Source organism: Pseudomonas sp. Irchel 3E20 (assembly GCF_900187645.1).
Lineage (GTDB): Bacteria > Pseudomonadota > Gammaproteobacteria > Pseudomonadales > Pseudomonadaceae > Aquipseudomonas.
In genome coordinates, this window is record NZ_FYEE01000002.1 from 98,742 (window position 1) to 121,968 (window position 23,227).

At 64.1% G+C, this 23,227-nt stretch carries 26 protein-coding genes; 15 read left to right on the plus strand and 11 right to left on the minus strand.

What is annotated here, in order from left to right; genetic code table 11:
• The first annotated feature begins 67 nt into the window (after positions 1-67).
• The 5 genes from CKW13_RS03870 to CKW13_RS03890 all read left to right on the plus strand — a co-directional run bounded on the left by CKW13_RS03870 (position 68) and on the right by CKW13_RS03890 (position 5,176).
• On the plus strand, positions 68-1,717 hold the full coding sequence (locus CKW13_RS03870) for a phosphoethanolamine transferase (RefSeq protein WP_095107220.1): 1,650 nt from the start codon (positions 68-70) through the stop codon (positions 1,715-1,717).
• A 206-nt stretch (positions 1,718-1,923) separates the two neighbouring features.
• On the plus strand, positions 1,924-2,577 hold the full coding sequence (locus CKW13_RS03875; RefSeq protein WP_095107222.1) for a class I SAM-dependent methyltransferase: 654 nt from the start codon (positions 1,924-1,926) through the stop codon (positions 2,575-2,577).
• A 123-nt stretch (positions 2,578-2,700) separates the two neighbouring features.
• A complete protein-coding gene (gene rnd, locus CKW13_RS03880) occupies positions 2,701-3,834 on the plus strand; it encodes a ribonuclease D (RefSeq protein WP_095107224.1) in 1,134 nt (377 codons plus the stop codon).
• A complete protein-coding gene (locus tag CKW13_RS03885) occupies positions 3,831-4,124 on the plus strand; it encodes a YcgL domain-containing protein (protein ID WP_095107227.1) in 294 nt (97 codons plus the stop codon). The genes rnd and CKW13_RS03885 overlap by 4 nt, the downstream gene beginning before the upstream one ends.
• Before the next feature lie 119 nt (positions 4,125-4,243).
• On the plus strand, positions 4,244-5,176 hold the full coding sequence (locus CKW13_RS03890; protein WP_095107229.1) for a D-2-hydroxyacid dehydrogenase: 933 nt from the start codon (positions 4,244-4,246) through the stop codon (positions 5,174-5,176).
• Between the two features lie 40 nt (positions 5,177-5,216).
• Here CKW13_RS03890 and CKW13_RS03895 read toward each other — a convergent pair whose 3' ends face one another.
• Entirely contained in the window at positions 5,217-5,810 is a 594-nt protein-coding gene (locus CKW13_RS03895; RefSeq protein ID WP_095107231.1) for a nitroreductase family protein, read from the minus strand.
• Positions 5,811-6,071: 261 nt separating this feature from the next.
• Here CKW13_RS03895 and CKW13_RS03900 point away from each other — a divergent pair, with 261 nt between their 5' ends.
• Complete coding sequence (locus tag CKW13_RS03900; RefSeq protein ID WP_095107234.1) at positions 6,072-6,521, plus strand: YcgN family cysteine cluster protein; 450 nt, start codon at positions 6,072-6,074, stop codon at positions 6,519-6,521.
• A 47-nt stretch (positions 6,522-6,568) separates the two neighbouring features.
• Entirely contained in the window at positions 6,569-7,795 is a 1,227-nt protein-coding gene (locus tag CKW13_RS03905) for a hypothetical protein (RefSeq protein ID WP_095107236.1), read from the plus strand.
• Positions 7,796-7,813: 18 nt separating this feature from the next.
• Here CKW13_RS03905 and CKW13_RS03910 read toward each other — a convergent pair whose 3' ends face one another.
• The 4 genes from CKW13_RS03910 to CKW13_RS03925 all read right to left on the minus strand — a co-directional run bounded on the left by CKW13_RS03910 (position 7,814) and on the right by CKW13_RS03925 (position 10,254).
• Complete coding sequence (locus CKW13_RS03910; RefSeq protein WP_095107239.1) at positions 7,814-8,161, minus strand: DUF2892 domain-containing protein; 348 nt, start codon at positions 8,159-8,161, stop codon at positions 7,814-7,816.
• A 71-nt stretch (positions 8,162-8,232) separates the two neighbouring features.
• Positions 8,233-8,700, minus strand: a complete 468-nt coding sequence (locus CKW13_RS03915) for an RNA methyltransferase (RefSeq protein ID WP_095107241.1) — start codon at positions 8,698-8,700, stop codon at positions 8,233-8,235.
• A 456-nt stretch (positions 8,701-9,156) separates the two neighbouring features.
• Positions 9,157-9,519 carry a YajD family HNH nuclease gene (locus CKW13_RS03920; protein WP_095107243.1) on the minus strand — a complete coding sequence of 121 codons (363 nt, stop codon included), beginning with the start codon at positions 9,517-9,519 and terminating at the stop codon, positions 9,157-9,159.
• Between the two features lie 48 nt (positions 9,520-9,567).
• Positions 9,568-10,254 carry a spermidine synthase gene (locus CKW13_RS03925; RefSeq protein ID WP_095107245.1) on the minus strand — a complete coding sequence of 229 codons (687 nt, stop codon included), beginning with the start codon at positions 10,252-10,254 and terminating at the stop codon, positions 9,568-9,570.
• A gap of 101 nt (positions 10,255-10,355) precedes the next feature.
• On the opposite strand from CKW13_RS03925, the gene CKW13_RS03930 reads away from it, so the two are divergent.
• Positions 10,356-10,640 carry a hypothetical protein gene (locus CKW13_RS03930; RefSeq protein WP_095107247.1) on the plus strand — a complete coding sequence of 95 codons (285 nt, stop codon included), beginning with the start codon at positions 10,356-10,358 and terminating at the stop codon, positions 10,638-10,640.
• On the opposite strand, the gene CKW13_RS03935 is transcribed toward CKW13_RS03930, so the two are convergent.
• A complete protein-coding gene (locus CKW13_RS03935) occupies positions 10,637-11,110 on the minus strand; it encodes a cyclic nucleotide-binding domain-containing protein (RefSeq protein WP_095107249.1) in 474 nt (157 codons plus the stop codon). The genes CKW13_RS03930 and CKW13_RS03935 overlap by 4 nt on opposite strands.
• 67 nt (positions 11,111-11,177) lie before the next feature.
• Positions 11,178-13,232, minus strand: a complete 2,055-nt coding sequence (locus CKW13_RS03940; protein WP_095107251.1) for a S9 family peptidase — start codon at positions 13,230-13,232, stop codon at positions 11,178-11,180.
• A 98-nt stretch (positions 13,233-13,330) separates the two neighbouring features.
• On the opposite strand from CKW13_RS03940, the gene CKW13_RS03945 reads away from it, so the two are divergent.
• The 3 genes from CKW13_RS03945 to CKW13_RS03955 are packed head-to-tail and all read left to right on the plus strand — an operon-like array spanning position 13,331 to position 15,197.
• Positions 13,331-13,831, plus strand: coding sequence for an MFS transporter (locus tag CKW13_RS03945; protein ID WP_095107253.1), 501 nt, complete (start codon positions 13,331-13,333; stop codon positions 13,829-13,831).
• A gap of 32 nt (positions 13,832-13,863) precedes the next feature.
• On the plus strand, positions 13,864-14,643 hold the full coding sequence (locus CKW13_RS03950; protein WP_095107255.1) for a class II glutamine amidotransferase: 780 nt from the start codon (positions 13,864-13,866) through the stop codon (positions 14,641-14,643).
• Between the two features lie 11 nt (positions 14,644-14,654).
• Entirely contained in the window at positions 14,655-15,197 is a 543-nt protein-coding gene (locus tag CKW13_RS03955) for a DUF2937 family protein (RefSeq protein ID WP_095107257.1), read from the plus strand.
• A 41-nt stretch (positions 15,198-15,238) separates the two neighbouring features.
• Here CKW13_RS03955 and CKW13_RS03960 read toward each other — a convergent pair whose 3' ends face one another.
• Complete coding sequence (locus tag CKW13_RS03960; RefSeq protein WP_095107259.1) at positions 15,239-16,150, minus strand: LysR family transcriptional regulator; 912 nt, start codon at positions 16,148-16,150, stop codon at positions 15,239-15,241.
• A 242-nt stretch (positions 16,151-16,392) separates the two neighbouring features.
• On the opposite strand from CKW13_RS03960, the gene CKW13_RS03965 reads away from it, so the two are divergent.
• The 3 genes from CKW13_RS03965 to CKW13_RS03975 are packed head-to-tail and all read left to right on the plus strand — an operon-like array spanning position 16,393 to position 18,766.
• Positions 16,393-17,145, plus strand: a complete 753-nt coding sequence (locus tag CKW13_RS03965; protein ID WP_095107261.1) for a 5-oxoprolinase subunit PxpA — start codon at positions 16,393-16,395, stop codon at positions 17,143-17,145.
• Positions 17,142-17,846, plus strand: a complete 705-nt coding sequence (locus tag CKW13_RS03970; protein WP_095107263.1) for an allophanate hydrolase subunit 1 — start codon at positions 17,142-17,144, stop codon at positions 17,844-17,846. The genes CKW13_RS03965 and CKW13_RS03970 overlap by 4 nt, the downstream gene beginning before the upstream one ends.
• Entirely contained in the window at positions 17,843-18,766 is a 924-nt protein-coding gene (locus CKW13_RS03975) for a biotin-dependent carboxyltransferase family protein (protein ID WP_095107265.1), read from the plus strand. Before CKW13_RS03970 ends, CKW13_RS03975 begins: the two co-directional genes overlap by 4 nt.
• Before the next feature lie 63 nt (positions 18,767-18,829).
• On the opposite strand, the gene CKW13_RS03980 is transcribed toward CKW13_RS03975, so the two are convergent.
• From CKW13_RS03980 to CKW13_RS03990, 3 genes are all read right to left on the minus strand, one after another.
• Positions 18,830-20,008, minus strand: a complete 1,179-nt coding sequence (locus CKW13_RS03980; protein ID WP_095107268.1) for a VWA domain-containing protein — start codon at positions 20,006-20,008, stop codon at positions 18,830-18,832.
• Positions 20,009-20,019: 11 nt separating this feature from the next.
• Complete coding sequence (locus CKW13_RS03985; protein WP_095107270.1) at positions 20,020-20,865, minus strand: MoxR family ATPase; 846 nt, start codon at positions 20,863-20,865, stop codon at positions 20,020-20,022.
• Positions 20,866-21,009: 144 nt separating this feature from the next.
• A complete protein-coding gene (locus tag CKW13_RS03990) occupies positions 21,010-22,086 on the minus strand; it encodes a DUF748 domain-containing protein (RefSeq protein ID WP_095107272.1) in 1,077 nt (358 codons plus the stop codon).
• A 126-nt stretch (positions 22,087-22,212) separates the two neighbouring features.
• On the opposite strand from CKW13_RS03990, the gene cysK reads away from it, so the two are divergent.
• A complete protein-coding gene (cysK, locus tag CKW13_RS03995; RefSeq protein WP_095107274.1) occupies positions 22,213-23,187 on the plus strand; it encodes a cysteine synthase A in 975 nt (324 codons plus the stop codon).
• Positions 23,188-23,227: the final 40 nt, after the last annotated feature.

Here is a 23,227-nt window from a genome sequence, read left to right on the forward strand (position 1 = left end):
TGTCGTAGCCCGTGATTATGTTTGTTGCGCGCAGGCGGCACTTCTTTCAAGGAATAAGCAGATCATCATGTCAACGACTAAAGCCGTGCGCCCAGAATGGGTGACGTTGGTTGCCAGTGCCTTTTTATTAGTGGCCTTCAACATTACGTTATGGCAGCACCTGTTCGCGATTACCGCCACGGGCGGCCAGGGTTTTGGCCTGCGCGTGGCGTTCGGGGTGATGATCGTATTTGCGTTTAACCTGGTGCTGACGTTGTTGGCGTTTCGTTATGTATTTAAGCCGCTGTTGATTCTGTTATTCATGATTAGCGCTGGCGTGGCCTATTTTATGGCGCAATACGGGGTGTTGATCGATACCGGCATGGTACGTAACTTTGCCCAGACCAATGCCACGGAAGTGCGTGACTTACTGTCCTGGAAGTGGCTGGCTTATATAGTGGGCTTGGGTGTAATACCGTCGCTGATCGTTTGGAAACTTCCAATTAGTTATCGCCCCTGGCCCCGCGAGTTGTTGTTTAAGTTGCTGGCAGGTGTCGTGTCGATGGCAGTGATTGGTGGCGTGGCGTTGGTCAACTATCAGGGCCTGTCGTCGCTGTTTCGCAACCACCACGAACTGCGCCTGATGCTGGTGCCGAGCAACTACATAGGCGCTGCGGCGGGGCTGCTGCGCGAGCAAGCGGCGGCGGCCGGCCGGTCTTTTGTGGCCATCGGCGAAGACGCGCAAAAGAACCCCACCTGGCAAACCCACGGCCGCAAATCGCTGACGGTGTTGGTGGTGGGCGAGAGCGCCCGGGCGCAGAACTTCGGCATCCTCGGCTACGAGCGCGATACCACCCCGCAACTGAACAAGGAGAGTGGGTTGATCGCCTTTACCGACGTGCGCTCCTGTGGCACCGAGACAGCGGTGTCGGTGCCGTGCATGTTCTCCAACATGGGCCGCAAGGGCTACGACGCCAGCCAGGCGAAAAACCAGGAAGGCCTGCTGGACGTGCTCAAGCGCGCCGGGCTGGAAGTGATCTGGCGCGACAACCAGTCCGGCTGCAAGGGCACGTGCGACCGGGTCACCCTGCAAGATGTCAGCAACCTCAAGGACCCGCAGTTGTGCGCCAACAGCGAGTGCCGCGACGAAATCCTCCTGCAAGGCTTGCAGCAACTGATCGACAGCCTGGCCAAGGACACCGTGCTGGTGCTGCACCAAATGGGCAGCCACGGCCCGGAATACTTCAAGCGCTACCCCAAGGCCTACGAGCGTTTCACCCCGGTGTGCGAAAGCAATGCGCTGAACAATTGCAGCCGCGAAAGCATCGTCAATGGCTACGACAACACCCTGGTCTACACCGACCACGTGCTGGCGACCCTGATCGACCTGCTGCGGCGCAACCAGGACAAGGTCGATACCGCCATGCTGTACCTCTCCGACCACGGTGAGTCGCTGGGCGAGTACAACCTGTTCCTCCATGGCACGCCCTACATGCTGGCGCCGGACCAGCAAAAACACGTGGCGATGCTGGCTTGGTTCTCCGACAGCTACCAAAAGAGCTTTGCGCTGGACACCCACTGCCTGCAGTTGAGCCGCGACAAACCTTTGAGCCAGGACAACCTGTTCCATTCCATGCTGGGCCTCTTGGAGGTCAGCACCCAGGTGTACGACGGCAAACTCGACCTGTTCGCCGGGTGCCGCACGCCGGTGCTCGATGGCGTGCTGGCCGGCCAATAAACACCGTAGCCAGCGTGCTGGCCGGCGCAGGGTTGCGCAGCGACCCCAAAGCATCCGGCAACACCGCGTACTCAGGCCCTGAGAAGCCTGGGAGTGCTGCGCGGGCAAGCCCTCTTGTTACGACAAAGCACATGCGCTCACCTTTTTTTCACCTGCCAGCGGCTAACCTGCCGCTTCCATGACCCTTACCTTCGAGTGTTGGCTTGATGTCATCGCAGTCACCTTCCACCGTTGAGCATGAATTCGCCGAGCGTTACGAGCGCGAGCACGCCAGCACCTGCCTGGAGGCTCGGCCGCTGGGCCTGGGCCAACGCCTGGCGCAATGGCGTGACGAACAACGGGTGCGTGGCGCACTCAAGGCTGCCGGGGAGCCGGGGTTGATCCTGGACGTGGCCTGTGGCGCGGGGCTGTTCTGGCCGGTGCTGGCCGAGCACGGCAACCGGGTGATCCTGGCGGCCGACAACTCCCCGCAGATGCTCGACCACGCGCCCATCCACCACCCGCGTGAAGTGCTGGCGCGGGTCAAGACCTTCCACAGTTCGGCCTTCAGCCTCGGCCTATCGGCCAATGCCGTCGATTGCATCTTCTGCATGCGCCTCTACGCCCACATGCTCAACGGCGAGCATCGCCTGGCCTTGCTGCGCGAATTCCACCGGGTCAGCCGTGACACGGTGATTGTTTGCGTGCGCCTGCTGGGGGGCCTTGACCTGGGCCGCGTACGCGATGAAAACCCCTTGCAGGGCAGCAAAAACCACATCGAAAAGGAATTCAGACAAGCGGGATTCGACATCGTCAGTCATCAGGATTTTTTCCCCGGCCTCGCCTTGTCGCGGGTTTATGTCCTGAGGAAGGCCAGTTAGGGCTGGCTTGTAGGTCTATTCTTCAGCTCTTGAAGGTTTTTTCCTTTGTGCACAGCTGTAGTTCAGGCGCGGAAATCCCCGGGGGCGATATATACTGCGCGCCATTCTTCAAGGGAGAGCCGTGTGGCCATCGATATTCACTGGATTCGCGACAACGATAGCCTCGGTCGTTTCTGTACACAGTGGCAGGCACTGCCCTTCGTCGCCCTCGACACCGAATTCATGCGGGTCGACACCTTCTACCCCATCGCCGGCCTGTTGCAGATCGGCGACGGCGAGCGCGCCTACCTGATCGACCCGTTGACCATCGACAACTGGCAGCCCCTGGCGGCATTGCTGGAAAACCCGGCGGTGACCAAGGTGCTGCACGCCTGCAGCGAAGACCTGGAAGTGCTGTTGCGCCTGACCGGCAGCCTGCCGGCGCCGCTGTTCGACACCCAATTGGCCGCCGCTTACCTCAACCTGGGCTTCTCCATGGGTTACTCGCGCCTGGTCCAGGAAGTGCTGGGCATTGAGCTGCCCAAGGGCGAAACCCGCTCTGACTGGTTGCGCCGGCCGTTGTCGGACACGCAAATCAGCTACGCCGCCGAAGATGCCGTGCATCTGGCCGAGGTTTACAACCACCTGCGGCCCAAGCTGTCGGACGACAAGCACGCCTGGGTCCTGGAGGATGGCGCCGAACTGGTGGCCAACCTGCGCCGCGAAACCGACCCCTACGAGGTCTATCGCGAGGCTAAGCTGGCCTGGAAGCTGTCCCGCGCCCAATTGGCGGTGTTGCGTGAGCTGTGCGCCTGGCGCGAGCAAGAGGCCCGCGCCCGGGACCTGCCGCGCAACCGTATCATCCGCGAGCACGCCCTGTGGCCATTGGCCCGCACCCAGCCCGACAACCTCTCGGCGCTGGCGAAAATCGACGACATGCACCCGCGCACCGTGCGCCAGGACGGCCAGTTCCTGCTCGACCTCATCCAGCGCTTCGCCAACCTGCCGCCCGAGCAATGGCCACCGGCCGTGCCCGAGCCGCTGCCGGTGGAAGCTGCCGCCTTGGTCAAGCGCCTACGCGCCTTGGGCCAGAGCGAGGCCGAGCGCCTGGATATCGCCCCGGAGCTGATGCTGCGCAAGAAAACCCTCGAAGCGCTGATTAAAAGCGGCTTCCCCCAGGGCCCTTATCAATTGCCCGATTCCCTGCGTGGCTGGCGCCGCGAATTGATGGGCCAGGCCCTGCTCGACAGCCTGGCCACCGCCGGAGAACAGCCTTGAAACGTATTTGCTCCATCTACCGCAGCCTGAAGAAAAACGAGATGTACCTTTACGTGCTCAAAAGCGATGCCCTGGAGCGTGTGCCGGAAAACCTCTTGGCCGCGTTCGGCAAGCCGCACCACGCCTTCGACCTGGTGCTGAGCCCGCAGCGCGCGCTGTCGCGCGAAGACATTCATGTGGTGCTGGCGAACCTGGAATCCCAGGGTTACCACCTGCAAATGCCGCCCGCCGAAGACGAGTACATCGAGCACTTGCCCGAAGAGCTGCTGCGGCGCAATGACCCGGTGTGATCGCTAAGTGCCCTGCCAGGGGCACTGTTATCCGTTGGATGCACATTTTTGCCAGGGGGGCGGGGCTGTCGGGAATCGACGGCCGCGGCCCCGTGCCCTGTTTTTGAAAGGTTTGAACCATGCGCGTTCTGATTGCTGAACACGACCACGCCCTCTACGCCCAACTGCTGCGCGCCGCCGCGCCCGACCTTGAGGTGCTGACCAGCGGCGATTCCGCCGAACTGGCCAGCCTGGCGGCCGACTGCCCGGTGTGGTTGGGCCAGCCCGACCTGTTGGCGACCCTGCTGCGCCAGGGCCACCACCCACAATGGCTGCAATCGACCTGGGCGGGCATCACGCCGCTGCTGGCCGACGGCTTGCCGCGCGACTATCGCCTAACCCGGGCGGTGGGGATTTTCGGCCAGGTCATGGCCGAATACGTGCTCACCTACATGCTCGGCCACGAGCGCGAAGTGCTGGCGCGCCTGGTCAGCCAGGTGGAGCGCAAGTGGGACGGGCGCCTGGGCCAGAGCCTGGCCGGGCGCAAGGCGTTGATCGTCGGCACCGGCGACATCGGCAGTTGTGTGGCGCAGTTTTTGGTGCCTTTTGGCGTGCAGTTGTACGGCATCGCCAGCAGCGCCCGCGAGCAGGCGCCGTTTATTGAAGTGGCGGCGCTGGAAGATTTGCCGCGGCTGGTGGGGCAGGTGGATTACGTGATTAACCTGCTGCCCAACACTCCCCACACCCACGACCTGTACAACGCCGCGCTGTTCAAGCAGTTCAAGCCCACGGCGCTGTTCATCAACGCCGGGCGCGGCGTGGCGGTGGTGGACGCCGACCTGGTCGAGGCCCTCAAGGAAGGGCACCTGGCCGGTGCAGTGATCGACGTCTGCCGCCAGGAACCGCTGCCCCAGCGCCATCCCTTCTGGACAGCCTGGGGCCTGCTGCTGACCGGCCACAGCTCCGCGCCCACTTCACCGCCGTTGCTGGTGCAGTTGTTCGTCGAAAACCTGCGTGCCTATCAGGCCCAGCAAGCCTTGCGCGGGGAAGTGGATTTCGCCCGGGGCTATTGAGCGGGCGTTGTCGCGGGTGGCTCCCACAGGCCTGTCAGCCTTAAAGGCTGAAATCCCCTTCCGCCGCCAACTCGCTCAGCGGGCGGCGGGGGCTTGGGGTTTCCCGGGCCTGTAGGTAGTCGGCCAGGGTGGCCTTGTCGCCGAGTTTGCCGATGGCCACGGCGGCGTGCAGGGCGTAGCCCTCGGGGATGTTCAACTCCTTACGGGTCAAGTCTTGGTCGAACCCGGCCATGCCGTGGGTGTGCCAGCCGCTCAGGCTTGCTTGCAACGCCAGGTGGCCCCAGGCCGAGCCGGTGTCGAAGGTGTGCCACAGGGCCGGGGTTTCTTCGCTGGCGCCGGGGGCGGTGAAGGTGGTTTTCGAGATCACGATCACCAGGGCCGAGGCGTGTTGCGCCCAACTGCGGTTGAATTCGTTGAGCAGGCCCAGGTAGCGCTCCCAGTTCGGCGTGTCGCGGCGTGCATACAAAAAGCGCCACGGCTGCGAGTTGTAGGCCGAAGGCGCCCAGCGCGCGGCTTCAAAGAAGCTCAGCAGGGTTTCTTGGGGGATGCTCTCGCCGGTAAAGGCCCGGGGCGACCAGCGTTCGATGAATTGCGGGTGGATGGCGTAGTCGGCAACGCGAGGGTTAGCGCTCATGCAGGGTTCCTGGCTAGGTCAATGAATACGGATAAAAACCGGCGGGCGCAGTTAGGCTGGGCGATGGGTTTTTGGCGGGGTTTACAGCGCGGCGCAGGCAACGCGGTCGAGCGTTAATGGCCTGCGGCCAGCGCCTAAAGCTACTGGGCGAGGGGCAAACTGACAAGCCTGGCGCTACCAGCAGTCGCCCGCCCTTGGCCCACCGCCCCCTTGGCACTAGACTGGCGGCCTTTTCACTGCGCTGATGTTGAACTGCGAACCATGGCTGCCAACGTAGAACCCTTCTGGACCCGCAAAACCCTCGAACAACTCGACCCGCAGGAGTGGGAATCGTTGTGCGACGGCTGTGGCCTGTGCTGCCTGCAAAAGCTCGAGGATGAAGAGGACAACAGCGTCTATTACACGCGAATTGCCTGCAAGTTGTTGGACCTGAACACCTGCCAGTGCAGTGACTACCCCAACCGCCGCGACACGGTGCCCGATTGCATCCAGCTCACCCCGGGCAAGGCCGACCAGTTCACCTGGCTGCCGCCGACCTGCGGCTACCGCTTGGTCAGCGAGGGCAAGGACCTGCCGCGGTGGCATCACCTGGTGTGCGGTGACCGCGACGCGGTGCACCACGAACGTATTTCCCAGTCCGGGCGCATGCTGGCCGAAGGCAGCGTGGCCGAGGACGATTGGGAAGACCACCTGATTTTTCGCGCAGGCTGAGGCCCCACGGCCCGGCGGCGCAATCGTTGAACCACGAGGGACTGTGTATGGCTGTAGGAACCCGGCTGGCGGCGGCCTGCTTGCTGCTGGCGCTGAGTGCGCCGCTGTGGGCGGCGAAGAAAGTCGACCTGGATTACCAGGTCAAGTTGTTGCCCAAGGGCGACCAGGCCTGGGTCACCCTGACCCTGGGCGAAGGCTCGGCGGTGCGCAGCCTGGATTTCGACCTGGGCGCGGGCGACGACTACAGCGATTTCAAGGCCGACGGCCAGTGGCAGGCCCAGGACCGGCGCGGCATCTGGCGCCCGGCCAGCGGCAAGGCCAGCCTGAGCTACCGCGTACGCATCAACCAGGCCCGTGACAATGGCAGTTTCGACAGCCGCGTGACGCCCAAGTGGGCACTGTTGCGCGGCGATTTGCTGGTGCCGGCGGCGCGGCTCGATCAGCAGGATGGCGTCGAATTGGTGGCGCGCCTGGGCTTTGAGCTGCCGCCGGGCTGGAAAAGCGTCGAGACGGCGTGGCCGCGCATCGGCAAGCAGCGTTTTCGCATCGACAACCCTTCGCGCCTGTTCGACCGCCCCACGGGGTGGATGCTCGCCGGCACCCTGGGCAGCCGCCGCACGTTGCTGGGGGAAACCCAGGTCACCGTGGCCTCGCCCCAGGGCCAGGGCATGCGCCGCATGGACGTGCTGACCCTGCTGACGTTTGTTTGGCCCCAGGTGCAAGCGGTGTTCCCGCGCCACCCGGGCAAGCTGCTGATTGTCGGCGCCGGCGACCCGATGTGGCGCGCCAGCCTGGCCGGGCACGACTCCATTTACCTGAGCAGCCGCTTGCCGCTGGTCAGCGAGAGCGGCAGCAGCCCTTTGGTGCGCGAGTTGGTGCAGGTGTTCGGGCGGATCAACGACAGCCACGGCAGTGACTGGATCAGCGAAGGTTTTGCCGAGTACTACGCCATCGAACTGCTGCGCCGCGCCGGGGGCATCAGCGACGAGCGCTACCAGAGCCTGCACGCCCGCTTGGCCAAGCAGGGCCACGAGGTCACTAGCCTGCGCGGCGAGCACATCGCCGGGGCGCAATTGGCCCGGGCGGTGCTGCTGTTGCAGGAGTTGGACAGTGAAATCCGCATCAAGACCCGCAACAAACGCTCCCTTGACGACGTGCTGCGGGCGGTGATGCGCCTGGAAAGCGTTAGCACCGCCGAGTTCGTGCAGCTTAGCGAGAGCATCCTGGGTGGCGGCTCAAAGGTGCTCGACAGCGAGTTGTTGAAGGGCGTGTAGACGCAGCCAGGTGCGCGCTTAGAGGTCGGGCTTGGCCTTGGGCGCAGTGGCGGCGTCGGCCTTGGCTTGCAGGTTGTTGAGGTCACGGGCGGCGCGTTCGATCTTGCCGCGCACGTTGTCCATGTCGCGGCGGCCTTTTTCCAGCAGGCTCTTGGCCGAACTGTGGCCGGTGATGCCACGGGCCAGGGCCACGCCGCCAATCGCCACTTGAATCAGGCCGAACACGCCGCCACGGCGCAGGCCTTTGCCCATCATCACCACACCGCCGGCCAGGGAGCCGATGCGTTCCCAGCCCTGCACGTTCTGCTCGGCGGGGCCGCGGGGCGTGGTGGATTCGATGCGTTGTACGAGTTTGCTGTCGCTCATGATCTGTCTCCTGGGGGCGGGTTGCTCTTAAGGCTGACTACGCGGGGGCGGCGCTTGTTCCATCGGATCGCTCAGAACTTAGGCCCGGAACGGGTGTTATTGCCCTTGGCCAAGCGGTCGTAGAGCACCACGTTGACCGTGGCCGCCAGGTTCATGCAACCGGTGGTGGGGATGTACACCACGTCTTCGCACCAGTCGCGGATCTCTTTGTCCAGGGAGCCGTCCTCGGGGCCGAAGATATACAGCGCGCGGTCCGGGTGAGTGTATTCGGGCAGCGAACGGGCGCCCTCGACCAACTCCACTGCCACCGGGATGCAGCCTAGGGGCAGGATTTTTTTCAGGTCGTCGATGCCGATCAGCGGGATGTCCTGGTGGACTTTCTTGGTGTCGGTCACGAAGTCGCGGGCCCGTTCATAGCGCTTGCCGGTGTAGAACACCGAAGCCACGCCATAGCAACCCGCCGCACGCATCACCGAGCCGACGTTTTCCGGTGATTTGGGGTTGTACAAACCAATGCAGCTGTATCGTTTGTTGGCCACGGGAGGGGGAGCCTTCGGGGAAAAGGCGCGATTATACGGCGATTGCGGTGTTTAGCCGATGGCTATCGCCAGCCTCTGTGGGAGCAGTTCCCCCGGCTTTTGTGGGAGCGAGCCTGCTCGCGATAGCAATCTGTCAGCAGGCAGGGGTGTTGGCGGTACCGCCGCCATCGCGGGCAGGCCTGCTCCCACAGGTTTGGCGCAGTTCTCCCGGCTTTTGTGGGAGCGAGCCTGCTCGCGATAGCAATCTGTCAGCAGGCAGGGGTGTTGGCGGTGCCGCTGCCATCGCGGGCAGGCCCGCTCCCACAGGTTTGGCGCAGTTCCCCCGGCTTTTGTGGGAGCGAGCCTGCTCGCGATAGCAATCTGTCAGCAGGCAGGGGTGTTGGCGGTACCGCTGCCATCGCGGGCAGGCCTGCTCCCACAGTGGAGCGGACTCCAAGGCCCAGGTTGCAGGCGCAGTCACTCGTCCTTTTTCATCAACCCCGCCAGGGCGGCGAACGGGTTGTGGGTGGCCTTGGCGATGGTGGGGGTACTCAGGGAGCCCTCGCCGAAGTACTGCTGGTCGGTGTAGCGCGAGTGTTCGTTGTCGTGGCAGTACAGGCACAACAGTTCCCAGTTGGAGCCGTCCTGGGGGTTGTTGTCGTGGTTGTGGTCGCGGTGGTGCACGGTCAGTTCGCTCAGGCGCTTGCCGGCAAATTCACGGGCGCAGCGGCCGCACACGTGGGGGTACATTTTCAGCGCTTTGTCGCGGTAACCCATCTCGCGGTCGCGTTGGGCGTCGGCGAGGATACGGTCCAGTTTGGAGGTATTGGTCGAACTCATGGGTTCACCTGTGTAGAAGACGAATGACGGGAGTGCTGGCAGTTTAGCTCAGCCCTTGAGTTTCTCGGCAATCCAGATGGTGTGCCGGGTGCCCTTGTTGCCGTGGGCGAAGACTTGCACTTCTTCGGCCTTGAACCCGGCCTTTTTCAGTTTGTCGCTGAACTGGCGGTCGGCGCTGGCCGACCACACTGCCAGCACGCCCTTGGGCCGCAGGGCCTTGGCGCAGGCGCTGAGGCCGCCGGCCGAGTACAGCCAACTGTTGGCTTTCTGGGTCAGGCCTTCGGGGCCGTTGTCGACGTCCAGCATGATGGCGTCAAAGCCCTGGGGTTCGGCTTGCAGCACCTTGGCCACGTCTTCCAGGCGGATCACGGTGCGCGGGTCGAGCAGCGGGCGCCCGGATTTTTCCCCCAGCGCCCCGCGGTTCCACTCCACCACGCCTGGCACCAGCTCGGCGACCACCACTTCGGCGCTCTTGCCCAGGTGCTTGAGGGCCGAGGCCAGGGTAAAGCCCATGCCCAGGCCGCCGATCAGCACCCGCGAGCCGGGCCGGCCGGCCACTTTGCGGCAGGGGATCTCGGCCAGGGCATCCTCGGAGCCGTGCATGCGGGTATTCATCAATTGCCCGCCGTCGCCACCCTGGATCTTGATGACGAAATCCTCGCCGTACTCGAACAGGCACAAGGCACCGCCGTTGTCGGGGATCGGGGTGGTGTCCAGCAGAACGAAACGTTTCATGGGGTGCTCATGTGAGAAGGAGGAAAAACCGCGAGGGAGCAGGGCAAACCGGCGCGGTTGGGAGTAGCCTGAGGCTCACCACCAGGGCCAGGGAGCCAACGATGAAGCGCACCATTCTAACGGTCATTGCTGGGGCCGCGCTCTGGATAAGTGCGGCGCAGGCCCAGGAGTTGCAGACGGTGCCGGTGGCGCCGCCGCCCGTGCCGGGTTCGCCGGGCACCGCCACGCCCACGCCTTACCCGCAAGTCACCCCGCCCGGCGTGCCCCGGGCCACGGGCAGCCGCAACGGCGCGCCGCTGCTGCCGCCCATCGACAAGCCCGGGCCGCCGAAAGACCAGCCGTTGCCCGTAGACCCGGCCCCGGACAAGCTCAAGCCCGGCAGCTAGACCTGCTGCGACAGCAGTTTGCCATCGGCCATGCGCAGGCGTTTGGACAGGGCGATGGCCAGGGCGCGGATGATTTTGGCGGCGACTTTCGGCGCGTCGTTGAGCATGCGCTCCAGGGAATCCTTGCCCAGGGTCAGCAACTGGCAGTCCTCGGCGGCCACGCAACTGGCCGAGCGCCGCTCGCCGTCGAGCACCGCCATTTCGCCAAAGGCGCGGCCGGCGCGCAGGGTGGCGATGGTCATCGCGTGGCCGTCGCCATTGGTTTTTTGCACCGCCACCTGGCCGCTGTGGAGGATGCACATGAAGCTGCCGGCGTCGCCCTCGTGGAAAATGGCTTCGCCCTGGGCAATGGTGGCGATGCTGAAGTAGCCCGCCGCCGCCGCGAAGTCCGCAGGCAGCAGTTGATCGAACAGGCCGCAGTCCATCAGCCAGTCGCGGATTTCGTTGTTCAGTAGGGTCGGTTCGGACATGGTCGTGCGTCTTTGGTCTTTGAAAATGAGTGCGTGTGGTTCAGACACGCACGCGGCCTACAGTTCCTCAGGCGATGCCCAGCACCTTGAACACAAAGGCGTATTCGAGAGCTACGTCACGTAATCCCTGATAGCGCCCGCTCATGCCGCCGTGGCCGGCCTCCAGTTCCGTCTTGAGCAGCAACGGGTTGGTGTCGGTCTTGGTGGCGCGCAATTTGGCCACCCACTTGGCCGCTTCCCAATACTGCACGCGGCTGTCGTTGTAACCGGCGATCACCAGCAGCGCCGGGTAGGCCTGGGCGCGCACGTTTTCGTACGGCGCGTAGGCCTTGATCCGCGCGTGTACCTGCGGGTCCTGGGGGTTGCCCCATTCGTCGTACTCGGTGACGGTCAGCGGCAGTTCGGGGTCGAGCATGGTGTTGAGCACATCGACGAACGGCACTTCGGCAATGGCCGCGGCGAACAACTGGGGGCGCTGGTTGAGCACCGCGCCAATCAACAGGCCGCCAGCGCTGCCGCCACTGATGACCAGTTGCTCGGGGCGGGTGTAGCCCTGGGCGATCAGGTGTTCGGCGCAGGCGATGAAGTCATTGAAGGTGTTCTGTTTGTGCTCCTGCTTGCCGGCGCGGTACCAGGCTTCGCCCAACTCGCCGCCACCACGCACATGGGCGATGGCGAAGGCCACGCCCCGGTCCAGCAGGCTCAGGCGCGCGTGGGAGAACCAGGGGTCGAGGCTTTCGCCATAGGCACCGTAGCCGTAGAGGTAGAGCGGTGTCGGCTGGCCCAGGCATTGGCGCTTGACCACCAGGCTGATGGGCACCTGCGTGCCGTCCGGCGCGGTGGCCCACAGGCGTTGGCTGACGTAGGCGTCGGCGTCGAATGGGCCGAGCACCGGGGTTTGCTTGAGCACCACTTGCTCGCCGGTGGCCAGGTGCAGTTGGCGGATTTGCGCCGGACGGTTGAGGGCTTCGTAGCGCAGGCGGATGTGTTCGCTGGCAAATTCCAGGCTGTTTTGCACATAGAGGCTGTAGGCCGCGTCGGGCAACTCTACGCGGTAGGCCGGCAGGCCCTGGGGCCGCACTTCGATGACCGGCAGGCCACCGATGCGCAGGCTCAGGGTCAGGCCCCCAGCGTTGAGGCTCAAGCCGTCGAGCATCACCGTATCGCTGTGGGGGATCAGGGTTTGCCAGTCGCCGGCGGTGGGCGCCTGGCCCTGGTCAGCGGCTTGGTACAGGGCGAAGTTGATGCCGTCGCGGTTGCTACGGATCAGCCAGGTCCACTGGCCGTCGAGCTGGCCGTGATCGACCTCGTATTCATGGCCTTCGACCCGCGGCGCCAGGCAAGTGAAGGGCTGTTGCGGCTGGCTGGCGTCCAGGGCCCAGACTTCGCTGGTGGTCTTGCTGCCCAGCGACAGCAGCAACTGGCGCTCGGAACTTGAGCGGTAGCAGTGCAGGAAAAAACGCCCGTCCGGCTCGTGGAACACTTCTTGCGCGGCGGTGCCGTCGAGGCGATAGCGAAAGAGTTTGTGCGGGCGATGGGTATCGTCCAGTTCGCCGAAAAACAGGGTCAGGCTGTCGTTGGCCCAGGTCATGCTGCCGTCGCAGTCCTGGAAGGGCAGTTCGCTGAGTTTGTCGTTGCTCAGTTCCTTGACGAACAGGGTGTAGGTTTCTTCGCCGCTGGTGTCTAGGCTGTAGGCCAGGCGCTGGTGGTCGGGGCTGATGCTGAAGGCGCCGAGGGAGAAAAACCCGCCGTTGGCCAGCACGTTGGGGTCCAGCAGCAGTTGTTCGCGGCTTTCGTCCAGGGTCAGGCTGTCGTCCGCCGGGCGCGGGCAGCGGTAGTGGCGCGCGTACTCATCGCCCGCCGTGGTGCGGGTGTAATACAGGTACGGGCCCCAGGGCGAGGGCAGGGACAGGTCGGTTTCCAGGATGCGGCCCTTGATCTCTTCGAACAGCGCCTCGCGCAGCGGCGCTTGATCGGCCAATTGCGCCTGCACGTAGCTGTTTTCGGCCTTGAGGTAGTCGAGCACCGGGGCGCTGTCGCGCTCCTGCAGCCAGGCGTAGGGATCGGCACCGTCGGCCTTGTGGGCAATGGGCGCGGCGAGAACGGAAGAAGAAACGGGCATTTTGAGCTCTCGGGCAATTGACAAAACGGGCGACGCGCAAGGCGTACAAGCCTGATGGGCGAAAAGCCGTTATCATAGCGCCTCTTTGCCTGCCAGCCATGGACACCATGACCGAGAACGACTTTCTGATCGCCTGGGGCCTTTACGCCGTTGCCGCTTTGGGCTGCCTGTTGGTGTGGATGCGCATGACCCGCTGGATGTGGCGCTGGCTGCGCGAGCCCTTGCGGGTGTTGATGGCGGTGGTGTTGTTCACGCCCACCATCATCGACCCGGTCAAGGAGCAGTTCGCCCCCGCCGTGGCGATCACCGTGATGGACCTGCTGCTCAAGGTCGGCAACAACGTCCTGCGTGCAGTCTCGGACCTGGTGATGTACAGCATCATCGCCCTGGGCCTGTACCTGGTGTTCGCGCTGATCCGCTGGCCCATCGAGCGCAGCATCAACGAACGCAAGGCGCGCAACGAGGCCGCCAAGGCTGCCGCGGCCGCGGCTGACGCGCAGCTCGACGAACAACCTTTCGGGCATGCCGGCGACGACCGCTATGGCCGTGCGCCACTGCCCAGCAACCCCCAGCGGTCGCGCGTCGAACCGCGTTTGTAACCTGGCCCCGGCATTGAAGCGAGAGTCCGAGCATGTGTGAGTTACTGGGCATGAGCGCCAATGTACCGACCGATATTGTGTTCAGCTTCACCGGGCTGATGCAGCGCGGCGGGCGCACCGGCCCGCACCGCGACGGTTGGGGCATCGCGTTTTATGAAGGGCGCGGCTTGCGCCTGTTCCAGGACCCGGGCGCCAGTTGCGACTCGGAAGTGGCGTTGCTGGTGCAGCGCTACCCGATCAAAAGCGAAGTGGTTATTGGCCACATCCGCCAGGCCAACGTCGGCAAGGTCTGCCTGTCCAACACTCATCCCTTCGTGCGCGAGCTGTGGGGGCGCAACTGGTGCTTTGCGCACAACGGCCAGCTCGCCGGTTTCGCCCCCGCGGCAACTTTTTATCGGCCCGTCGGCGATACCGACAGCGAAGCGGCGTTCTGCGACCTGCTCAACCGCGTGCGCGATGCCTTCCCGGAGCCGGTGGACATCGAGCAGTTGCTGCCCTCGTTGCTGCAAGCCTGCGCCGAGTACCGCAGCCTGGGCGTATTCAACTGCCTGCTCAGCGACGGTGATTGGCTGTTTTGCTATTGCTCCACCAAACTGGCGCAGATCACCCGGCGTGCGCCCTTCGGCCCGGCGCGCTTGAAGGACGTGGACGTGATCGTCGACTTCCAGGCCGAAACCACGCCCAATGACGTGGTCACCGTGATCGCCACCGAACCCTTGACCGAAAACGAAACCTGGACCCGCTACCAGCCCGGCCAATGGAGCCTGTGGCGTGGTGGCGAATGCGTGGCCCAAGGCCAAACCGAACCATAAGGACGTCCACGATGTTGCTCAGTTATCTGCGCCTGGTGTTGTTTGCGGCGGGCCTGTTGATCGGGGTTCAGGTGCCGGGGTTTGTCAGCGATTACGGCAAGCGCGTCGAGGCGCACCTGATCGAAGCGCAGACCGGCCTGCAAGGCTTCCAGCGCACCGCCGAACAGTTCTTCAAGGGCGATTTGCAAGCCCTGGTCGCCCATTACCGTGCCAGCGACGACCCGGTGTTTCGCAGCGACGCCGACAGCCTGAGCACCTTGCTCACCCGCCAGCAGGCGTTAGACAAGCAGTTCCAGGCCATGCAAGGCCCGTGGTACATCCGCGTGCTGCAAGTGGCGCTGGCCGCCGACCCGGCGATCCGCGAGGAAACCTGGAACGGCTACAGCTACCAGATCCTCCTCACCCCCGAAGCCATGGGCTGGGCCATGGGCGGCGCGTTGGCCTTGTCGTTTGGCATCGAATGCCTGTTCCGCCTGATCGACTGGGTGGTGCTGGGCGGGCGGCGTCTGCGCCAGAGCCGGCCCATCGAAGACCGCAACCTGCGCGGCTTGTAATCCCCATAGGGTAGGAAGCGGGCAAGCCTGCTTGCTACGTCTTATTTGAGGGCGATGTAAGTCTCGCCCATCTTCTGCGCATAGGCGCTCACTGTGCTCTGGCACAGGGCCACGATGTCTTCGGCCAGGTCCACGCCCACGCGCCAGCACACCACCACTTGCAGGTTCGGTGGGCGCTGGTCGATGGGCAGCAGGGTCAATTCGCCCCGGGCCAGTTCTTCGCTCACCAGCACCGGCGGCAGCGCAGCGATGCCGAAGCCGTCACGCAGCAGGCGGGTGATGGCCGACACCGAATTCACGCAACTCAGGCGCGGCGACATTACGCCATGGGCCTGCATCAGCCCGAGGATTTCCTGGTGTGGGTGGGAGTTTTTCGAGTAGGTGATGATGCGCTCGTTGGCCAGGTCGGCCAGGCCTGAGTAATCGCGGTTGTAGATCGAATTGCTGGCCACGATCCACGCCACCGGGTGGCTGGCCAGTTCCAGGCTGCGCAGGCTTTCCTGGCGCAGCAGGTCGGTTTGCAGAATCAGATCGAGAAAGCCTTTTTGCAACTGATCGCAGAGGTTGAGCGAGGTATCGGCCACCAATTCGATTTCCACCTGCGGGTAGACGTCCGCCATCTGCGCCACCAGGGAGCTGAGCCAGGTGTGGATCACCGTGTCCATCGCGCCGATGCGGATGCGCCCCACCTTGCTGCTGCGGGTGGAGATCGACTGCTTGAGCGCCTGCATGGTGTCCATCATCTGCTCGGCGTAATCGAGCACCTTCAAGCCCTCGGGGGTCAGGCTCACGCCGCGCGAATCACGCAAAAACAGTTTGGCCCCCAACTCGCTTTCCAGCACCGCGATGCGGCTGGAAATCGAGGCCTGGGTGGTGAACAGCTTCTCTGCGGTCAGGCGAAAGCTCTTGAGGCGCGCGACCCAGACGAAGGTTTCGAGGAACTTGAGATTCATGGGATCAACTTTTACTTATGCCTTGAAGCGGTTTTTATTGGTTGGACGGGCAGGGCGCCAGCATCGAAAAATGCCTGCACCCACCATAGGCGTCGGGTTCGCACAATACCAATAAGAATCAGCTAGGCGCCCGGCTCGCCACTCGCGGTGGCCCGCCACGCAACGGACACTAACTGATAATCTGCGGAAGATTGAAGAAATTTCCCGCATAAAAATATTCAAAAGCCTACGGGAGTGTTCACGTGAGCCGCCTGCTATTGAACTGCGACATCGGCGAAAGCTTTGGCAACTGGACCCTGGGTCTGGACGCCGAGGTCATGCCCTTCATTGACTGCGCCAACGTTGCCTGCGGGTTCCACGCCGGCGATCCGAGCATCATGCGCAAGACCGTTGCCCTAGCCCTGAAGAACGCGGTGCGCATCGGCGCGCACCCGGCGTACCAGGACCTGGCCGGGTTCGGGCGCCGCTCGATGGCGTATTCGGCCCAGGAAATCCAGGACCTGCTGCACTACCAGATCGGCGCGCTGGACGGCATCTGCCGCGCCCAGGGCACCCGCGTCAGCTACGTCAAACCCCACGGCGCGATGTACAACGACATGATGGCCAACCCCGCCCAGTTGCGGGCGGTCATCCAGGCCGTGGCCGCCTACGACCGGCAGCTGCCGCTGATGCTCATGGCCACCCGCGATAACAGCGCGGCCCAGGCCCTGGGCGATGAATTCGGCCTGACGTTATGGTTCGAGGCCTTTGCCGACCGCGCCTACGACGCCGCCGGCCATCTGGTTTCGCGGCAGTTGCCGGGGGCGGTGCACCACGACGCCGACACCATCATCGACCAGGCCCTGCGCATCGCCCGCGGCGAGCCGCTGGTGGCCAGTGATGGCAGCGCCTTGGTGCTGCACGCCAACACCCTGTGTGTTCACGGCGACAACGCCAGCTCGGTGGCTGCGGTACAGCGTATCCGCGAGGCCCTGGACCGGCAGGCCAACCCATGACGCCACGGATTGAAACGGTCGCCATCGACTGCCTGATGGTGCGCCTGTTCGACGCCATCGCCGAAGAGAACATGCCGTGGATGCTCGCCGCGTGCGAGCGCGTACGCGAAGGCTTCGCCGCGCACCTGATCGACCTGGTGCCGTCCTACACCACGTTGATGGTGCATTACGACCTGCTGGCGCTGACCCCGGCCCAGGCCCGCGAACTGATCGCCGAGGCCTTGCACAACCTGGCGCCTAACGCCCAGGCCAGCGGCCAGCGCCATGTGTTGCCGGTGTGGTACGACCTTAGCGTCGGCCCGGAACTGAGCCTGTTGGCCCAGCGCAGTGGCCTGGCCATCCCCGAGGTGATCCGCCGCCACAGCGAGCGCGACTACCAGGTGTTTGCCCTGGGCTTTGCGCCGGGGTTCGCCTTTATGGGCCTGGTGGAAGAAACCCTCGCCGCGCCGCGCTTAGGCACCCCGCGCAAGCGGGTGGCGGCCGGCAGCGTGGGCATCGCCGAACGCCAGACCGCCGCTTACCCGGTGGTGTCCCCCGGTGGCTGGAACCTGATCGGGCGCACCCCCAGCAAACTGTTCGACCGCGAGCGCGACGGCTACAGCCTGATGCAACCGGGCGACACCGTGCGTTTCGAGGCGGTGAGCCATGCCGAATTCATCAACCTGGGCGGTGACGACACGCCGTTGGAGGCGCTGCCATGAGCCGTTTTTCGATCGAGGCCAGCACGCCGCTGTGCCTATTGCAGGACGCCGGGCGCTTTGGCGTGCGCCATTTGGGCGTGACCCAGGGCGGCGCGGCGGACTGGGTGTCGATGGCCTGGGCCAACTGGCTGCTGGGTAATGCGTTGGACGCGGCGGTGGTGGAAGTTACCCTCGGCGGCTTTGCCCTGGTGGCCCAGGTCGACGGTTGCCTGGCCCTGGCCGGCGCCGATCTGGGCGCGCAACTCGACGGCCAGCCATTGCTGCCGTGGCGCAGTTTCAGCATCCGCCAGGGCCAGCGCTTGAGTTTCACCCAACCGGTGTTGGGCGCACGCGCCTACCTGGCGGCCCCGGGCGGTTTTGCCGCGCCAAGGGTGCTGGGCAGTTGCGCCACCGTGGTGCGCGAGGCGTTGGGCGGGCCGGACGGCTTTGGCCGGGCCCTGGCCAAGGGGGGCGAACTGACTTGCAGCGGCACGGCTGCGCCGGTGCGGGCGTTGGCGGCGGGGCAGGCCCCGGATTTCACCTCCCAGGCACCGCTGGACCTGGTGCTGGGGGCGCAGATCGGCCAGTTCGGTGGCCAGAGCCTGTTCGATGCCTTCAATAGCACCTGGACCCTGGACAGCCGCGCCGACCGCATGGGCATTCGCCTGTTGGGCACGGCGTTGCAGTATCAGGGCGCGCCGATGATTTCCGAGGGCATCCCGTTGGGCGCGGTGCAGGTGCCGCCGGACGGCCAGCCGATTGTGCTGCTCAACGACCGCCAAACCATCGGCGGCTACCCGCGCCTCGGTGCCCTGACGCCCCTGGCCCTGGCCCGGTTGGCGCAATGTCTGCCGGGGCAAGAAGTGCGGCTGGCGCCGGTGGTACAGGACCTGGCCCATGAGCAGCAGGTGCGGTATGTGCGGCGGTTTCTCGACTGCTGACGGCCTCGCGAGCCGGCCCGCTCCCATAGGCGTTTTTCTGTGGGAGCGGGCCCGCGATCGCGTCTACTTGGACAAGAACCGCATCCCTTCCTCCAACCCCCGCAACGTCAGCGGGTACATCTGGTCGTCGATCAGGTCGCGTACCAGGTTGGTGGAGGCGGTGTAGTTCCAGGCGTCTTTGGGGTAGGGGTTGATCCAGATGAGCTTCTTGTACTTTTCCTTGAAGCGCTGCATCCACACATAGCCCGCCTCTTCGTTCCAGTGCTCGACGCTGCCGCCCGGTTGGGTGATTTCGTAGGGCGCCATGGCGGCGTCGCCGATGAAGATCACTTTGTAGTCGGCGCCGTACTTGTGCAGCAGGTCCTGGGTGGACGTGCGCTCGGAGGTGCGGCGCAGGTTGTTCTTCCACACCGACTCATAAACGAAGTTGTGGAAGTAGAAGTACTCCAGGTGTTTGAACTCGGTCTTGCACGCCGAGAACAGCTCTTCGCAGATTTTTACGTGGGCGTCCATCGAGCCGCCGATGTCGAACAACAACAGCAACTTGATGGTGTTGCGCCGTTCCGGGCGCATCTGAATGTTGAGCAGGCCGGCATCACGGGCGGTGTGGTCGATGGTGCCGTCGATGTCCAGTTCTTCGGCCGCGCCCTGGCGGGCAAATTTGCGCAGGCGGCGCAGGGCGATCTTGATGTTGCGGGTGCCCAGTTCCACCTGGTCGTCGAGGTTCTTGTACTCGCGTTGGTCCCAGACCTTGACGGCTTTGCCCTGGCGCTTGCCGGCCTCGCCCACGCGGATGCCCTCGGGGTTGAAACCGCCGGAGCCGAAGGGGCTGGTGCCACCGGTGCCGATCCATTTGTTGCCGCCGGCGTGGCGTTCCTTTTGCTCTTCCAGGCGTTTCTTGAACTCTTCGATCAGTTTGTCGAGGCCGCCCAAAGACTGGATCTGCGCCCGTTCTTCGTCGCTCAGGGAACGTTCGAACTCCTTGCGCAACCAGTCTTCAGGGATCAGGGCCTGGAGGTGGTCGTCGAGTTTTTCCAGGCCATTGAAGTAGGCGCCGAAGGCCCGGTCGAACTTGTCGAAATGCCGTTCATCCTTGACCAGGATCGCCCGGGCCAAGTAGTAGAACTCGTCCATGTCGGCGAAGGTCACGCGCTGTTTAAGCGCGTTGATGAGGTCCAGCAGCTCGCGCACCGAGACCGGTACCTTGGCGGCGCGCATTTCATTGAACAGGTTAAGCAGCATGGCATTCGCCCTTATCGAGTGCCGCGACGGCTCATGAACGCCAGGCGTTCGAGCAACTGCACGTCCTGCTCGTTTTTCACCAGGGCGCCGGCCAGGGGCGGGATGGCTTTGGTCGGGTCGCGTTCGCGCAGCACCGCCTCACCGATGTTGTCGGCCATCAGCAGCTTTAGCCAGTCCACCAGTTCGGAGGTGGAGGGTTTTTTCTTCAGGCCTGGCACTTTGCGCACATCGAAGAACACGTCCAGGGCTTCGCTGACCAAGTCTTTCTTGATATCGGGGTAATGCACGTCGACGATTTTCTGCAGGGTGGTGCGGTCCGGGAAGGCGATGTAGTGGAAGAAGCAGCGGCGCAGGAAGGCGTCCGGCAGCTCTTTTTCGTTGTTGGAGGTAATGATGATGATCGGGCGCTTCTTGGCCTTGATGGTTTCGTCGATCTCGTAGACATAGAACTCCATCTTGTCGAGTTCTTGCAGCAAGTCGTTGGGAAACTCGATGTCGGCCTTGTCGATTTCGTCGATCAGCAGGATCACCCGCTCCTCGGCCTCGAAGGCTTCCCACAACTTGCCTTTTTTCAGGTAGTTGCGCACGTCGTGGACTTTATCCACGCCCAGTTGCGAGTCACGCAGGCGGCTGACCGCGTCGTACTCGTACAGGCCCTGGTGGGCCTTGGTGGTGGACTTGATGTGCCAGGTAATCAACTTGGCGCCGAAAGACTCGGCCAGTTGTTCGGCGAGCATGGTCTTGCCGGTGCCCGGCTCGCCCTTGACCAGCAGGGGCCGTTCCAGGGTGATGGCGGCGTTGACGGCCAGTTTCAGGTCATCGGTGGCGACATAGGCCTGGGTGCCTTCGAATTTCATCGGTAACTCCTTGAACGGTAACGCCGGCCTGCGCTGGGGCAGGGCGGACACAAATTGCAAACGTGCCCGACTATAGCGCGAGGCCCGGGCGACTGTGAACGCAGACGCCCCATTCAGTCTCTGAATGAGGCGTCACACCGTGACTCAGTCAGCCTCGGGCTTGGGTTGCTCGTAGCGGGCATTGAAGGCCTGGACGAAGCCGTTGCGCAGAATCTGCAGGAAGGCCTGCAAGGTGCTGATGTTTTGCTGGTGCACGTTGCCGCTGAGTTCCACGCGGGTGGCGAACTGGTTCTTGCGCTGGTTTTTCAGCACGGTTTCGCTGGTGCCCACCAGGGCTTCCCAGATCGAACGGAAAACCCCCTTGTTGCGGTTTTCCACGTCCTGCTGCCAGTTGAACACCTCCACGTCGCGCAGCAGCGGCTTGATGTAACCGCTTAATTGACCTTTTTCGGCCTGGGCCTCGATCACCACATCGCCGGAGCCGGCGTTGAAGTCGAACTTGCCGTAGGCCGAGGCGAAGTCGTTCAGGCGTTTGAGCTCGATATCCCGGGCGCGCAGGCGGAACTGGAAGTCCTCGAAGTTGCTCAGCGGGTCGAAGGTGGCGGTGGTTTCCAGCGGCGCGTGGCCCAACAGCAGGGCCTTGCCCTCGAAACGGGCGTCGCGCTTGCCTTTGACGTCCACCACGTTGGTCAGGTTGTAGAAGCTGGCGTTGACCGCCGTGGCGTCCATCTTCACCGCCGGTTTGGAGTTGAAGTTGTGGAAGCTGACCTGGCCGTCGTCGATGCGCACTTCGTCCAGGGTGATCGGCAGCAGTTTGCCCAGTTGCGCCCGCCAGTCGGTGCCGGCACCGGTCTGGGACGCCTGGCGGTTGGCACCGCCATCGACGAAGTTGATCTGCGGTTTGACGAAGCGCACCCGGGCCACCACCGCGCGGTCGTACCACAGTGCGTGCCAACTGACGGCGAGGTCGATCAGCGGCGCGTTGACGAACGGCACCGGCACCTTGGCGTCAGTTTTGACGATCTCCAGGCCATTGATCCGGTACGCGCCGCGCCACAGGGCCAGGTCCACGTCGCTGACCTGGCCGCGGTAGTCGCCCATGTCGGCGAGTTTTTCATTGAGGTAGTCGCGTACCAGGTAGGGCAGGGCGATGTGCAGGGCCAGCAGGAGCAGCGCGATGGCGGCCAGGCTCCAGAGTGGCCAACGGTAGCGGCGTTTCATGGGGTGGGTCTCCGGTGTAGGTAAGGGGTTGACCGCGCGGGCCGCTGGCCGTTCGCCTCGACTGGACGCCTCGCGGCACGAGGCATACCCTTGAACGCTTCTTCTTCGCTGCATAAGGACCCAGCCATGAGCCGCATTTTTGCTGACAACGCCCATTCCATCGGCAACACGCCCCTGGTGCAGATCAACCGCATCGCGCCGCGCGGCGTGACCATCCTGGCCAAAATCGAAGGGCGCAACCCTGGGTATTCGGTCAAGTGCCGGATCGGCGCCAACATGATCTGGGACGCCGAAAGCAGCGGCAAACTCAAGCCGGGCATGACCATCGTCGAACCCACCTCGGGCAACACCGGCATCGGTTTGGCGTTCGTCGCCGCCGCCCGTGGCTACAAGCTGATGTTGACCATGCCGGCGTCCATGAGCATCGAGCGGCGCAAGGTGCTCAAGGCCCTGGGCGCGGAACTGGTGCTCACCGAGCCGGCCAAGGGCATGAAGGGCGCCATCGAGAAGGCCGCCGAAATCCTGGCCAGCGACCCGGCCACCTATTACATGCCCCAGCAGTTCGATAACCCGGCCAACCCGGCGATCCACGAAAAAACCACCGGCCCGGAAATCTGGAACGACACCGATGGCGCCGTGGACGTGCTGGTGGCCGGCGTAGGCACCGGCGGCACCATCAGCGGCGTGTCGCGCTACATCAAGCACACCCAGGGCAAGCCGATTCTCTCGGTGGCCGTGGAGCCGATCACCTCGCCAGTCATCACCCAGGCCCTGGCCGGTGAGGAAATCAAGCCTAGCCCGCACAAGATCCAGGGCATCGGCGCCGGTTTCGTGCCCAAGAACCTGGACCTGTCCATCGTCGACCGGGTCGAGTTGGTGAGCGATGAAGAGTCCAAGGCCATGGCCCTGCGCCTGATGCAGGAAGAGGGGATTTTGTGCGGGATCTCCTGCGGCGCCGCGATGGCGGTGGCCGTGCGCCTGGCGCAAACCCCGGAAATGCAGGGCAAGACCATCGTCGTGATCCTGCCGGACTCCGGTGAGCGCTACCTGTCGAGCATGCTGTTCAGCGACCTGTTCACCGAGCAGGAAAACCAGCAGTAACCCCCCCACGGCGCCGGTTGACCCACATCAGCCGGCGCCG

Coding starts and splice junctions, on each gene's coding strand:
- cysK (WP_095107274.1), top strand. CDS start 22,213: ATGAGCCGCATTTTTGCTGACAACGCCCATTCCATCGGCAACACGCCC.
- CKW13_RS03930 (WP_095107247.1), top strand. CDS start 10,356: ATGAAGCGCACCATTCTAACGGTCATTGCTGGGGCCGCGCTCTGGATA.
- CKW13_RS03910 (WP_095107239.1), bottom strand. CDS start 8,161: ATGAGCGACAGCAAACTCGTACAACGCATCGAATCCACCACGCCCCGC.
- CKW13_RS03905 (WP_095107236.1), top strand. CDS start 6,569: ATGGCTGTAGGAACCCGGCTGGCGGCGGCCTGCTTGCTGCTGGCGCTG.
- CKW13_RS03875 (WP_095107222.1), top strand. CDS start 1,924: ATGTCATCGCAGTCACCTTCCACCGTTGAGCATGAATTCGCCGAGCGT.
- CKW13_RS03945 (WP_095107253.1), top strand. CDS start 13,331: ATGGACACCATGACCGAGAACGACTTTCTGATCGCCTGGGGCCTTTAC.
- CKW13_RS03940 (WP_095107251.1), bottom strand. CDS start 13,232: ATGCCCGTTTCTTCTTCCGTTCTCGCCGCGCCCATTGCCCACAAGGCC.
- CKW13_RS03975 (WP_095107265.1), top strand. CDS start 17,843: ATGAGCCGTTTTTCGATCGAGGCCAGCACGCCGCTGTGCCTATTGCAG.
- CKW13_RS03990 (WP_095107272.1), bottom strand. CDS start 22,086: ATGAAACGCCGCTACCGTTGGCCACTCTGGAGCCTGGCCGCCATCGCG.
- CKW13_RS03980 (WP_095107268.1), bottom strand. CDS start 20,008: ATGCTGCTTAACCTGTTCAATGAAATGCGCGCCGCCAAGGTACCGGTC.
- CKW13_RS03935 (WP_095107249.1), bottom strand. CDS start 11,110: ATGTCCGAACCGACCCTACTGAACAACGAAATCCGCGACTGGCTGATG.
- CKW13_RS03900 (WP_095107234.1), top strand. CDS start 6,072: ATGGCTGCCAACGTAGAACCCTTCTGGACCCGCAAAACCCTCGAACAA.
- CKW13_RS03950 (WP_095107255.1), top strand. CDS start 13,864: ATGTGTGAGTTACTGGGCATGAGCGCCAATGTACCGACCGATATTGTG.
- CKW13_RS03985 (WP_095107270.1), bottom strand. CDS start 20,865: ATGAAATTCGAAGGCACCCAGGCCTATGTCGCCACCGATGACCTGAAA.
- CKW13_RS03895 (WP_095107231.1), bottom strand. CDS start 5,810: ATGAGCGCTAACCCTCGCGTTGCCGACTACGCCATCCACCCGCAATTC.
- CKW13_RS03960 (WP_095107259.1), bottom strand. CDS start 16,150: ATGAATCTCAAGTTCCTCGAAACCTTCGTCTGGGTCGCGCGCCTCAAG.
- CKW13_RS03955 (WP_095107257.1), top strand. CDS start 14,655: ATGTTGCTCAGTTATCTGCGCCTGGTGTTGTTTGCGGCGGGCCTGTTG.
- CKW13_RS03890 (WP_095107229.1), top strand. CDS start 4,244: ATGCGCGTTCTGATTGCTGAACACGACCACGCCCTCTACGCCCAACTG.
- CKW13_RS03925 (WP_095107245.1), bottom strand. CDS start 10,254: ATGAAACGTTTCGTTCTGCTGGACACCACCCCGATCCCCGACAACGGC.
- CKW13_RS03970 (WP_095107263.1), top strand. CDS start 17,142: ATGACGCCACGGATTGAAACGGTCGCCATCGACTGCCTGATGGTGCGC.
- CKW13_RS03870 (WP_095107220.1), top strand. CDS start 68: ATGTCAACGACTAAAGCCGTGCGCCCAGAATGGGTGACGTTGGTTGCC.
- CKW13_RS03920 (WP_095107243.1), bottom strand. CDS start 9,519: ATGAGTTCGACCAATACCTCCAAACTGGACCGTATCCTCGCCGACGCC.